The following is an 11701-nucleotide window of genomic DNA, read 5'->3' as shown; positions in this document are numbered from 1 at the left end:
GGATTCGCGCAAAGCTGCTCGATCGTACAAGACGGCGTCGGCGCAGCCTTCTATGCTGGGGTTTGCTCAACCCTATGCGACAGTCCTCCCCATGCCCGAAATCCGCACCATCAACTTCGCCGACAAACTGGCGCTGATCTCCGAACACTGGATGCCCAAAGTCGTCGCCGAGATGAACGACTACCAGTTCAAGCTGGTGAAAATACAGGGCGAATTCGTGTGGCACAGCCATGCCGACACCGACGAGACCTTCATCGTCATCGAGGGCCGTCTGCGCATCCAGCTGCGCGACGGCCACATCGACCTGGGCCCTGGCGAAATGGCCGTGGTCCCCAAGGGCGTGGAGCACAAGCCCTGTGCGCCCGAGGAAGTCAAAATGCTGCTGATCGAGCCGCGCGGCGTGCGCAACACCGGCGACCAGGGCGGCGAGCGCAGCGCTCCCAACGACGTCTGGATCTGAGCCCGCCGCCATCTGCTAAGGTGTAATCCCATCAGGAGCAAGCCATGTCAAAGATCATGCTCGTCACCGGCGGCGGCCGCGGCATCGGCGCCGCCGTCGCCAGGCTGGCTGCCCGCCGCGGCTACGCGGTAGGCGTCAACTACCATTCCAACGCCGACGCCGCGCGCGCGGTGGTCGAGGAAATCGTGCGGGGCGGCGGCCGCGCCGTCGCGCTGCAGGCCGACGTCTCGCAAGAGGACCAGGTGCTACGCATGTACGGCGAACTGGACCAGCAGCTGGGCCGCATCGACGCGCTGGTCAACAACGCCGGCATCCTGGAGCAGCAGATGCGCGTGGACCAGATGAGCGCCGACCGCCTGCTGCGCGTGCTGTCCACCAATGTGGTTGGCGCCTTCCTGTGCGCCCGCGAGGCAGTGCGCCGCATGTCGACGCGCCATGGCGGCCAGGGCGGCGCCATCGTCAACGTCTCGTCCGTGGCCGCCCGGCTGGGCTCGCCCAACGAGTATGTGGACTACGCCGCCTCCAAGGGCGCCATGGACACGATGACCATCGGCCTGTCCAAGGAAGTCGCGCCTGAAGGCATCCGCGTCAACGGCGTACGTCCCGGCACCATCTACACCGACATGCACGCCAGCGGCGGCGAACCCGGCCGCGTCGACCGCCTGAAGGGCGCGATTCCGCTGCGTCGCGGCGGCACGGTCGAAGAAGTCGCGGGCGCCGTGATGTGGCTGTTCTCGGATGAGGCCGGCTACACCAGCGGTTCGTTCATCGAGGTGTCCGGCGGCAATTGAAACGCCGCTACGGCTTGGCGTCGGAAGCAATGACCTTGTGCTCGTGCCTGGCGGCGATGCGCGCCTCGACGCGCCGCAGCACTGCCAGCACGAACAGCGCCATCACGGTGCTGACCACGGCGGTGGCTTCGCGTCCCATGCCCGCCGCCACCCCGATCGCCGCCGTCATCCAGATGCCTGCCGACGTGGTCAGCCCGCGGATCTCGCGCTCGTCGCTCAGCTTGATGATGGCGCCCGCCCCCAGGAAGCCGATGCCGGCGATCACGCCCTGCAGCACGCGGCTCAGGTCGCCGACTTCCATGCCGCCTTGCAGCGGCACCAGCACGAAGATCGCCGCCCCCAGCGCCACCAGCATATGGGTGCGCAAGCCGGCGTCCTTGCCGCTGCGCTCCCGCTCATAACCCAACAGGCCGCCCAGCAGCATGGCCATGCCCAGGCGCAACACGATGCGGGTCGCCTCGCCTACATCGGGGATGTCGGCGAATTCGCTGCGCACGGTGGACCAGATTTCCAGCCAGATTTCCGTCATCGCCGTCCCCTCATGGGAAATGGTCGGACCAGCATAGCAGGCGCCGCGCGACGGCTGCCATGCTGCGCACGCACTGGCACATGTGGGCACAACTGGTTTACAACCGACCTGGCGTCGCGCGGCATCGCGGACGGAAACGACCGGAGGGTTACATGGATTTGCAGCTAGACGGTAAACGCGTGCTCATCACGGGCGCATCCAAGGGCATAGGCCTGGCCTGCGCGCTGGCCTTCGCCCGCGAAGGCGCCGAACCGATACTGGTGGCGCGCGACGACGCGGCGCTGCGCACGGCGGCCGAGACCATACGCGATGCGACCGGGAAGCAGGCGCGGGCCGTCACGCTGGACCTGGCCCAATCCGGCGCGGCGCAACGCCTGAGCCAGGAAGCGGGCGATATCGACATCCTGGTGAACAACGCCGGCGCGGTGCCGGGCGGCGCGCTGGACCAGGTGCAGGACGAGCGCTGGCGCGCGGGCTGGGAACTGAAAGTCCACGGCTACATCGACCTGGCCCGCCACTACTACCCGCGCATGCGCGACGCCGGCGCGGGCGTCATCGCCAACATCATCGGCATGGCGGGCTCCGCGCCGCGCGCCGACTACATCTGCGGCGCGGCAGGCAATGCCTCGCTCATCGCCTTCACTCGCGCCCTGGGCGGGGATGCGCCGCGCCACGGCGTGCGCGTCTTCGGCGTGAATCCTTCGCGCACCCGCACCGACCGCGTGCTGACGCTGGCCAAGCAGCGCGCCCAGGCGCGCTGGGGCGACGAAAACCGCTGGCAGGAGACGCTGTCGGACCTGCCTTTCGGACGCCTGATGGAACCCGGTGAGGTGGCCGACATGATCGTCTTCGGCGCCTCGCCGCGCGCGGGCTACCTGAGCGGCACGGTGATAGACCTGGACGGCGGCGAGCAGTACGCGCGTTGAAGCCCGTCCCGCATGCCTGGCCCTAGGCGGCCTGGCGCCAGCCCGCCAGCAGACCGGGCAAGGCGGCCATGTCGGTGAACACGTGGGCCACGCCCACGCCGCGCAAGGCTTCGGCGCCGCTATGCCCATTGGCATCGGGGCTGTAGCCGAACACAGTAGCGCCGGCGGCCACCCCAGCCGTGGCGCCGGTCACCGTGTCTTCCACGATGGCGCAACGCCGAGGGTCCACGCCCAGCGCCTGCGCAGCGGCCAGGTACACGTCCGGATAGGGCTTGCTGCGCGGCATTTCGTGGCCGCTGAAGACCCGCTCGCGAAAGCAGTCGGCAATGCCGACCTTGGCCAGCTGCAGCTCCACCTTGCGGCGGTCCGCGCCCGAGGCCACGGCGATGCGGCCGTCCAAGGCCACGTGCAAGGCCCGCACCGCGTCCGGCGCGCCGGGGATCTCGACCAGGTCGCGGTCCAGCGCGGCATTGCGGCGCTGGCGGAACTGATCGAACCAATCCGGCGTGATCGTGGCGCCCGTGCGCGATTCGATCAGCGGCAGTTCGTCCCTGACGGCCTTGCCCGTGAAGATCTGCATGGTTTCCGCATGCGTGATGCCCCAGCCCAACTCATTGAGCATGTCGGTCAGCACGCGGCTGGTGATGGGTTCGGAATCGACCAGGACGCCGTCGCAGTCGAACAGCACGGCATCGAAGGGAAAATCAGTCATTGCAGCAACGTCGGGAATGTCCATGAAGCCGGTAAGCATACTGCAGGCCTCCTGCGCGACGCAGGAGGCTCGCCTGGCATCAAATTCCGACAGACCTGATCCGCAACGGCGGGCCATGATCCCGCCGGCGCCGAGCGCACTGGACGCCGTCATGCGCTGAGCCCGCGACGGACGGGCTCCAGGCGACTTCGGCGCGGACCTCGAGGCATCCGTCCCAGTTTTCTATAATTGCATTTTGACAATTCAATATGCAAAATGACGGTCATGCATATCCCTGCCGTCACGCCCCGCCACGCCGCCTTCACCCTCAATGGCGTCCTCCATACCTGCCTGGACCTGCCCGGCATGTACGGCGCCCAGTACTTCCGCCTGCCCGTAGTGCTGCGGCTGCTGCTGGAAAACGCGCTGCGCAACATGCACGACGCGGAGCGCGACGCGGCCGCCGCGGCGCTGTTTGGCTGGCTGGAGCACGGCACCAGCGAAGCCGAGATCGCCTTCCAGCCCGGGCGCGTGCTGATGCACGACACCACCAGCACCCCGGCCCTGGTCGACATCGCCGCGATGCGCGACGCGCTGGCCGAGGGCGGCGTGGATCCTTCCGCGCTGAATCCCGTGCTGCCCGTGGACGTGTCGGTAGACCATTCGCTGGCGGTGCAGTCCTATGCGCGCGCCGACGCCGCGGAATTGAATCTGGACCTGGAGCTGCGCCGCAACGCCGAGCGCTACCGCTTCCTGCGCTGGGCCTCCAAAGCCCTGTCGAATGTGCGCATCCATCCGCCAGGCACCGGCATCATGCACACCATCAACCTGGAACAGCTGGCGACCGTGGTTTGCGGGCAGGAAGACGCCGACGGCATCGCGCTGCATCCGGACATGATGATAGGTACCGACAGCCACACGCCCATGGTCAACGGCATCGGCGTGCTGGGCTGGGGCGTGGGCGGCCTGGAGGCGCAGACGGTGATGTTCGGCATGCCCACGCTGCTGCGCATTCCGGACGTGATCGGCGTGCGGCTGACCGGCGCGCTGAGCGCGGGAGTCAGCGCGACCGACCTGGCGCTGACCGTGACGCAGCGCCTGCGCGAGATCCAGGTGTCCGGCGAATTCGTGGAGTTCTTCGGACCCGGCGTGGCCACGCTGCCGGCCGGCAGCCGCTGCGTGGTGGCCAACATGGCGCCCGAGTACGGCGCCACCACGGGCTACTTTCCCATCGACAGGCAGACGCTGGCCTATCTGCGCCAGACGGGCCGGCCCGAGACGCTGATCGCGCAGGTACAGGCCTACGCCGAGCGCGCCGGCATCGCCTATGACCCCGCTGCCGAGCCGCGCTACACCCGCGTCGTCGACATCGCGCTGGACCGCGTGCAGATGCATGTGGCCGGTCCGCGTCGGCCGCAGGACCTGCATCCCTACGGACACACCAAGGCCATCCTGGCCGGCTTGGCGGACGCGCCGGCAGTCCCTGCGCGCGGCCTGCCCCGCTACGCCGTGGCGATCGCAGCCATCACCAGCTGCACCAATACCTCGGATCCACGGCTGCTGTCCGCAGCTGGCCTGCTGGCCCGCAAGGCGCGCCAGGCCGGCCTGCGCGTGCCCGCCTGGGTGAAAACCTCATTGGCTCCCGGCTCGCCCGCGGCGGCGGCGTATCTCGCGCGCGCCGGGCTGCTGGAAGATCTGGCCGCCGTGGGCTTCGACATCGTGGGCTACGGCTGCACCACCTGCATCGGCAATTCCGGCCCCCTCCCCGAACCTGTGCGCGCGGCCATGGCGGCGGGCGCGGTCCATCCCGTGGCGGTGCTGTCCGGCAACCGCAATTTCGCTGGCCGCATCCATCCGGACCTGGACCTGGGCTTTCTCATGTCGCCGGCGCTGGTCATCGCCTACGCGTTGGCGGGCGACGCCGAACGCGACCTGAGCTGCGAACCCGTGCAGACCGCCCCCGACGGCCGCGCCATCCATCTGCGCGAGCTCTGGCCTGACGACGCGGAGATAGACGCCGCGCTGGCCGCCGGCCAGCAGCCCGCCGATTACCGCCAAGCCTTCCGGATCGCCAGCGCCAACCCGGCATGGCATGCGCTGCAATCGCCGGACTCGGCGCGCTTTCCCTGGGACCCCGCCTCCACCGCGCTGCGCCGCCCGCCGTTCGCCAGCACCGAAGCGGCCGGCCAGCTGGGCCGCTACACCGCGCATCCCCTGCTGGTGCTGGGCGACGACGTGACCACCGATCACCTGTCGCCCGCCAGCGCCATTCCGCCGGACAGCCTGATCGCCGACTTCCTGGTCGAACGCGGCGACGACCGCAACGACCTGAACGTCTTCGCATCGCGCCGCGGCAACTGGCAGGTCATGCTGCGCGCCGCGTTCTACAGCAAGAGCCTCGTCAATCTGCTCATACCCGAAGCGCCGGTTGGCCACACCCTGCATGCGCCCAGCGGCCGGGTGGAGCCGATCTGGGAGGCCGCCGGCCGCTACGCCCGGGCCGGCCAGCCCGTGGTCCTGGTGGCAGGCGAACGCTATGGCACGGGTTCCTCGCGCGACTGGGCCGCCAAAGGACAGCGCCTGCTGGGCATCCGCTGCGTGCTGGCAGTCAGCTTCGAACGCATCCACCGCTCCAACCTGATCGGCATGGGCATCCTGCCCTTGCGCCTGCCCGCCGGCGTCACGCCGGCAACGCTGCGCATCCGGCCCGGCGACCGGATCGAGATCGATGTCCCGGCCGCCGCGCTGACGCCGCGCATGCCCGTGGCCGTGCGCCTCCTGCGCGCCGGCGGCGCCGCCGAGACGCTACAGGCGACGGCGGCGGTCGAGACCCGGCTGGAAGTCAGGCTGCTGCGCATGGGCGGCGTCATTCCCGCTATCCTCTCGGACACCATCCATTCCGCCGTCCGCAACGCATGAGCGCCCAATCCAATACCGCCGCGAAAATCCTGGCGCTGATCCAGGCAGACCGCCTGCCCGCGGGCGCGCACCTGACCGCGCAGAAGATCGCCGACCGGCTGCGCCTGTCGCGCTCGCCGGTCAACGACGCGCTGGGCATCCTGGAGCAACGCGGCGTCGTCTCGCGCAAGCCCAACCGCGGCTACTTCCTGGAACGGGATCACGCCGCGCTGGCGGACTTGCACGGGGACCTGGCGCCGCCCTCCGTCGACGACATCGTCACGCACAGCTACTTCAAGCTGGCCGATGAACTGCTGCGCGGCGAACTGCCCGTGCAATGCAGCGAAGCGCTGCTGCGCGCCCGCTATGGCCTGACGGCGGCGCAGACCCAAGCCCTGCTGGGCCGCATCGCGCAGGAAGGCTGGGCAGAGCGGCGGCCCGGCTATGGCTGGGAATTTTCATCCATGATGACCACCCCTGACAGCCTGCTGCAGTCCTACCGCCTGCGGCTGGCGCTGGAACCGGCCGCGCTGCTCGAACCGGGATTTCACATCGACAAACAGGTGCTGGCGCGTTGCCGCGCGGCCGAAAAGCACCTGCTGGACGGCGGCATCGCCACCGACACCGCCGACCAGCTGCACGAGCGCGGCGTACGCTTCCATGAATCTCTGGTGGAGGCCTCGGGCAATCCCTTCTTCATCGACGCGATCAAGCGGGTGAACCGCGTGCGCCGGCTGCTTTCGTACCGATCCATGCAAGACCGCAGCCGCTACAAGCAGCATTGCGAACAGCACCTGGCCATCCTGGACCTGCTGGAACACGAACGCAACGAAGAGGCCGCGGCGCAGCTGGCGGAGCACCTGCGCAGCACGCTGGACAACCTGGCCCGCATCAGCGGGCTGCTGGCGTCCTAGCGCCGGTCAGAAGTCCATCGACGCGGATAGCATCAACGTGCGCGGCACCCCTTGGGAGATCGTGCCATACGAGGCCACGCCCGACCAGTAAGCCTTGTTGAACACGTTCACCACGTTGGCCCGCAGCGTGAGGTCCTTGCCATAGACCTTGGTGGCATAGCGTGCGCCCAGATCGAAGGTGGTCCACGATGGCACCGACTGGGTATTGGCCTGATTGATGTATTCGCTGCCGGTGTGCATCACGCTGCCGGTCAGGGTCAGGCCCGCGACCCAAGGCGTATCCCATTCCGCGCCCAGGTTCACCGACATCTTGGGCACGCCCACCGGCCGGTTGCCGACCAAAGCACTATTGCCGGCGCGCGTCAGCTCCGCGTCCAGCCAGGTCACGCCGCCCAGCAGGCGCAGGCCGCGCCACGGTTCGCCGGCCAGGTTCAGTTCCAGGCCCCGATTGCGCTGCTCGCTGTCCGCGCCGTACACGCCGTTGGTCAACTGGCCGCTGGGCTTGGTGATCTCGAACGCGCTCAGGGTCAGCATGGCGCTGTCCAGGTCCACCTTCACGCCCACTTCCTTCTGCCGGGCCTTGTAGGGCTTGAACACCTGGCCGGCGTTGGAGGCGGTGGCCGGCGCCACGTCGCCCTTGCTCAGGCCTTCGATGTAGTTGGCATACAGCGAGACATTGCTCCAGGGCTTGATGACGATGCCCGCCAGCGGCGTGGTCGCGCTTTCGTCATAGCTGACGGTGCGCGCGCCGGTCGTGGCATTGAAATTGCGGGATTGGATGCGCTGCTGGCGCACGCCCAGCGTAAGCTGCGCGCGCTCGTCCAGGATGCTGAGCGTATCGGCCAGCGCCAGGCCGGAAAGATCGGACGAGGAAATCTTGGGCACGTTGGCCGGCGCCGGGATATCTTGCTGCGGCCGCGTGATCGGATGGTAGATGTTCGACGTGAGCGGCGTACCCGTCACGCTGGCCTGCGAATTCCGGTCGCTGTACAGGCTGCCCATGAAGCTGATGGCATGGCGCACCGGGCCTGTGTCCAGCTTGGCGCGCAGGCCTGCGTTGTAGGTGCTGCGGTTGACTTCGAACCTGAAGTTGTTCGGCGTGACCACCGTGTCCCCCGCCGCGTTGACGATGGTGGGCGTCTGGTCCGACAGACGCGCCACGTTCGTGTCCGAGCCGCCCGCGTCGGCGAATACCGTCAAGCGGTCGCTGATGTCGTACTCGACCCGCAGCAGGGCCGATTGCCCGTCTGACTTCCACCAGCCCCAGGGCTGGGTCGCGTTGCGCCGTCCATCCGCCGCATGCGGCACGTCTATGCCGGCCGCCACCAGGAAGGGCCGCGTGGGCGCATCGATCTTTTCGTTCTGCGTCAGCAGGTCCAGCGAGGCGCGCAGCCGCTCGCCCTGGTAGTCCAGCGACAGCGCGCCGATGTCGGTGCGCGAATACAGATTGTCCAGCGGCGTGTCGCCCTGGCGGTGCATGCCGTTGACGCGCACGCCCCATTCCCCGTCCTTGCCGAAGCGACGGCTCAGGTCCGCGCGCGCGCCGAATTGCGAGTCGCCCACATAGTCGGCGGACACGCGGCTCAGGTCCTGCGGCAGCGCCCGCTTGGGCACCATGTTGATCACGCCGCCCACGCCGCTGTTGGGCGACATGCCGTACAGCAGCGCGGCCGGCCCTTTCAGCACTTCGACCCGCTCGATGTAGTCGGTGAAGACGTGATAGTTGGGCGCCACGCCATAAACCCCGTCAAAGGCGATTTCGCCCAGGTTGCCTTCGCCGATGGGAAAGCCCCGGATGTAGAACGAGTCGGTCACGCCGCCGATCTGTCCGGTGAAACGCACCGAGGGTTCAACGTTCAGCGCGTCGGCCAGCGTGACCGCCTGACGGTTCGCCAACAGGTCCGAGGTGTAGTTGGTGACGTTGAACGGCGTATCCATCACGTCGCGGTTGCCCAGCAGGCCCAGGCGTCCGCCCCTGGCCACCTGGCCGCCCTCGTACTCCGCCGGCAGCGCGAAGGGAGCCGCAGCGGCGCCGGCGACGGTGACCGCGGGCAGCACGGTGGCCGACTCGTCGGACCCCGACGGCAGCTTGCGCAGCGAATAGGCGCCGCCGCCCTGCTCCGACAAGCCATAGCCCGACCCCGACAGCAAACGGGAAAAGCCTTCCTTCACGGTGTAGTCGCCGTCCAGTCCGTTGCTGTGCAGTCCCGCCACCATGGCCGGATCGAACGACAGCGGCACGCCCGCGACGGCGGCGAACCGGGCCAGCGCATCGCCCAGCGGGCCTGCCGGGATCGCGTAGGACTTGCGCGCCGCCGCGCTGACGGCGTCGGCGGCCAGCGTTGGCGGCGTGGTCCCCGCCCCAGCCAGCAGGGCCAAGCCCATGCCGGCGGCCCGCAGCAGCGCCGCCAGCGGCGGCAGGACAGCTGTTCCACGGGCCGGGCATGGCGGACGGGAGATTCGGGAAACCATGAAGCTATCCTTCGTAAGGGTCTGGGTGGCGCGCGATACGCGGCGGTTCACCCGGTACACCGGACGAAGCGGAAAAAAGGTTCAGCCCGACTGAGATTAATTTGTAACGCCGGCGCGGGCGGCAACCGTGGTCCAGTACGGCGTGATCCGGCTCACTCTCACGGGCAGGGTCTTTTCCAGCAACCGCAAGCTGGCATCGGTGTCGTTCAAGGGAAATGCCCCCGATACCCGCAGCCCTGCCACCGCCGGATCACAGCGCAACACGCCGCGGCGATACCGGCCCAGCTCATCCACCAGGTCCGCCAGGCGCCAGTCGCGCACGGCGAGCATGCCCTGCTCCCATGAGGCGGCCGTGGCGTCCACCGCCGCCTGGGGCCGCACCTCGCGCCCATTGAAGACGGTCTGCTGCCCGGCCGGCAGCACCGTGGCGCCGGCCCCCGCCGACTTGGGCCGGATCTCCACTGCGCCCTCGAACACCGCCACGCGCACGGCGTCGCCTTCGTCGCGCACCAGGAACCGCGTGCCCAGCGCGCGTATCGCGCCTTGCGCGGTCTGGACGACAAAGGGCCGCTGCAGCTGTGGCGAGTCGCGGCCCGTGGTCAACAGGATTTCGCCCGCCCGTAGCCACAACGTGCGCTGCCTGGCGGTGTATTCGATATCGACCGCGCTGGCCGTGTTGAGCACCAGCTGCGTGCCGTCGGTCAGGTTCATGCGGCGCTGTTCGCCCGTCGCAGTGCGCGCATCCGCGCTCCATTCGCGCCAGGGCAGCTCGCGTCCGGCCAGCCAGGCCGCCGGTCCCAGCACCAGCAGGCCAGCCAGCGCCCGCAGCGCCTGCCGGCGTCGCGGGCGATCCAGCCGCCGCAAGGTATCGGCGGCGACACGCGGCGGCACCTGGCCGAATCCGCGCAGCATTTCTTCGGCACGCTGCCAAGCCGCGGCGTGCGCGGCGCTACGGCCGCGCCAGCGGTCGAAGGACTCGCAGTCCGCCGGCGACAAGGTCTCGGATTGGAAGCGCACCAGCCAGCCGGCCGCTTCCTTCAGGATGGCGGGATCGATCACGCGTCGGCCTGGCTTGCGATCAGGCATGCGGCCAGCGCCGCCTGCACATGGCGCTTGACCGTGGACAGCGACACGCCCAGGCTTTGCGCGATCGCGTCGTAGCCCATGCCGTCGAACTGCGACATCAGGAAGATCTCGCGCGTTTTGGCGGACAGCGTCCGCAACGCCGTATCGATGGCGCGCAAGGTTTCCAAAATCAGGGCGCGCGCTTCGGGCGAAGGCGCCTGCTGCTCGGGCAATTGCGCCAGCGCGGCCAGATAGGCCTCTTCCAGCGCCCGCCGGCGCCAGTGGTCCACCACCAAGCCCTTCGCAATGTGGGTCAGCAACGCGCGCGGCTCGGCGCCCACGTCCGTCCTGCGCCGCCCGGCCATCAGCCGCACGAAGGTATCGTGGGCCAGATCCGCCGCGTCGAAAGAATTGCCCAGCTTCCTGCGCAACCAGACCGACAGCCAGCCGTGGTGGTCACGATAGAGTTGCGCGACGGGATCGGCGGGCGGCGAGTCGGACGTAGGCAAGGCGCACCTGGCTATAGAATCTAAATAGGAACTATTTATATTCTAGCGTATCCCCCCACCCGCCATGGACGCGCCCGCGGCTACAGCGGCATGCCAGGCGCCGCACGGGTAATGCTTGGTAGCGGACAGGCCTGCCTATCCCGTCAGTAATCCATGGGAACGTGGCTTTGCGCCTCTCGCAGTTCCTGGATGTGGCGCTCGGCTTCCTGTCTTTCGACGGCTGGCGGCAAAGGGCGCCAGCTCACCATGTTGCCGGGCGTTTTCACCGGCATCCAACCCAGCACGCTGTACAGCGTGATGGCCGTGCATCCTGTGTCGTATCGCGTTTCGTAGTACCCCTGCCGGTCCGGCTTGGTATCGCCGGACGTCCAATCCAACTGAGACATCCACGTCTCCTCTTTCTGAAGCTTGTAGTCCCGCCACCGGGCGAACGACGCTTGATCGTA

11 protein-coding genes are annotated in these 11701 nt (G+C 68.5%); 5 read left to right on the top strand and 6 right to left on the bottom strand.

Annotated features, from left to right (window positions below; genetic code table 11):
* The first annotated feature begins 91 nt into the window (after positions 1-91).
* Both HV766_RS05330 and HV766_RS05325 read left to right on the top strand, forming a co-directional pair.
* Complete coding sequence (locus tag HV766_RS05330; RefSeq protein ID WP_054451681.1) at positions 92-460, top strand: cupin domain-containing protein; 369 nt, start codon at positions 92-94, stop codon at positions 458-460.
* A 44-nt stretch (positions 461-504) separates the two neighbouring features.
* Positions 505-1251, top strand: a complete 747-nt coding sequence (locus HV766_RS05325; RefSeq protein WP_054451682.1) for an SDR family oxidoreductase — start codon at positions 505-507, stop codon at positions 1249-1251.
* Positions 1252-1258: 7 nt separating this feature from the next.
* On the opposite strand, the gene HV766_RS05320 is transcribed toward HV766_RS05325, so the two are convergent.
* Complete coding sequence (locus HV766_RS05320; RefSeq protein ID WP_054451683.1) at positions 1259-1780, bottom strand: MgtC/SapB family protein; 522 nt, start codon at positions 1778-1780, stop codon at positions 1259-1261.
* A gap of 152 nt (positions 1781-1932) precedes the next feature.
* Here HV766_RS05320 and HV766_RS05315 point away from each other — a divergent pair, with 152 nt between their 5' ends.
* A complete protein-coding gene (locus tag HV766_RS05315; RefSeq protein WP_054451684.1) occupies positions 1933-2706 on the top strand; it encodes an SDR family oxidoreductase in 774 nt (257 codons plus the stop codon).
* Between the two features lie 22 nt (positions 2707-2728).
* Here HV766_RS05315 and HV766_RS05310 read toward each other — a convergent pair whose 3' ends face one another.
* Positions 2729-3418, bottom strand: coding sequence for an HAD family hydrolase (locus HV766_RS05310; protein WP_175160182.1), 690 nt, complete (start codon positions 3416-3418; stop codon positions 2729-2731).
* A gap of 264 nt (positions 3419-3682) precedes the next feature.
* On the opposite strand from HV766_RS05310, the gene acnA reads away from it, so the two are divergent.
* Both acnA and HV766_RS05300 read left to right on the top strand, forming a co-directional pair.
* A complete protein-coding gene (gene acnA / locus HV766_RS05305) occupies positions 3683-6316 on the top strand; it encodes an aconitate hydratase AcnA (protein ID WP_175180713.1) in 2634 nt (877 codons plus the stop codon).
* Positions 6313-7209 (top strand): GntR family transcriptional regulator, encoded by an 897-nt coding sequence (locus HV766_RS05300; RefSeq protein ID WP_175180712.1) that lies wholly within the window; start codon positions 6313-6315, stop codon positions 7207-7209. Before acnA ends, HV766_RS05300 begins: the two co-directional genes overlap by 4 nt.
* Positions 7210-7215: 6 nt before the next feature.
* Here the strand turns inward: HV766_RS05300 and HV766_RS05295 are convergent, their stop codons facing one another.
* The 4 genes from HV766_RS05295 to HV766_RS05280 all read right to left on the bottom strand — a co-directional run bounded on the left by HV766_RS05295 (position 7216) and on the right by HV766_RS05280 (position 11641).
* Positions 7216-9681 carry a TonB-dependent receptor gene (locus tag HV766_RS05295; protein WP_175180711.1) on the bottom strand — a complete coding sequence of 822 codons (2466 nt, stop codon included), beginning with the start codon at positions 9679-9681 and terminating at the stop codon, positions 7216-7218.
* A gap of 96 nt (positions 9682-9777) precedes the next feature.
* Positions 9778-10767: a FecR domain-containing protein gene (locus HV766_RS05290; RefSeq protein ID WP_175180710.1), complete on the bottom strand. Its 990-nt coding sequence runs from the start codon at positions 10765-10767 to the stop codon at positions 9778-9780.
* Positions 10737-11255, bottom strand: coding sequence for a sigma-70 family RNA polymerase sigma factor (locus tag HV766_RS05285; RefSeq protein WP_054451692.1), 519 nt, complete (start codon positions 11253-11255; stop codon positions 10737-10739). Before HV766_RS05285 ends, HV766_RS05290 begins: the two co-directional genes overlap by 31 nt.
* A gap of 143 nt (positions 11256-11398) precedes the next feature.
* Complete coding sequence (locus tag HV766_RS05280; RefSeq protein WP_054451693.1) at positions 11399-11641, bottom strand: hypothetical protein; 243 nt, start codon at positions 11639-11641, stop codon at positions 11399-11401.
* Positions 11642-11701 lie beyond the last annotated feature (60 nt).

The organism is Achromobacter aegrifaciens, from assembly GCF_902859735.1.
GTDB lineage: Bacteria > Pseudomonadota > Gammaproteobacteria > Burkholderiales > Burkholderiaceae_B > Achromobacter > Achromobacter aegrifaciens.
Note: the sequence above shows the minus strand (reverse complement) of the source record. Positions and strands in the feature narration are given on the sequence as shown.

What these genes read in the sequence shown, in the direction of transcription:
- HV766_RS05330 (WP_054451681.1), top strand. Translation starts at nt 92, where the DNA reads ATGCCCGAAATCCGCACCATCAACTTCGCCGACAAACTGGCGCTGATC.
- HV766_RS05325 (WP_054451682.1), top strand. Translation starts at nt 505, where the DNA reads ATGTCAAAGATCATGCTCGTCACCGGCGGCGGCCGCGGCATCGGCGCC.
- HV766_RS05320 (WP_054451683.1), bottom strand. Translation starts at nt 1,780, where the DNA reads ATGACGGAAATCTGGCTGGAAATCTGGTCCACCGTGCGCAGCGAATTC.
- HV766_RS05315 (WP_054451684.1), top strand. Translation starts at nt 1,933, where the DNA reads ATGGATTTGCAGCTAGACGGTAAACGCGTGCTCATCACGGGCGCATCC.
- HV766_RS05310 (WP_175160182.1), bottom strand. Translation starts at nt 3,418, where the DNA reads ATGACTGATTTTCCCTTCGATGCCGTGCTGTTCGACTGCGACGGCGTC.
- acnA (WP_175180713.1), top strand. Translation starts at nt 3,683, where the DNA reads ATGCATATCCCTGCCGTCACGCCCCGCCACGCCGCCTTCACCCTCAAT.
- HV766_RS05300 (WP_175180712.1), top strand. Translation starts at nt 6,313, where the DNA reads ATGAGCGCCCAATCCAATACCGCCGCGAAAATCCTGGCGCTGATCCAG.
- HV766_RS05295 (WP_175180711.1), bottom strand. Translation starts at nt 9,681, where the DNA reads ATGGTTTCCCGAATCTCCCGTCCGCCATGCCCGGCCCGTGGAACAGCT.
- HV766_RS05290 (WP_175180710.1), bottom strand. Translation starts at nt 10,767, where the DNA reads ATGCCTGATCGCAAGCCAGGCCGACGCGTGATCGATCCCGCCATCCTG.
- HV766_RS05280 (WP_054451693.1), bottom strand. Translation starts at nt 11,641, where the DNA reads ATGTCTCAGTTGGATTGGACGTCCGGCGATACCAAGCCGGACCGGCAG.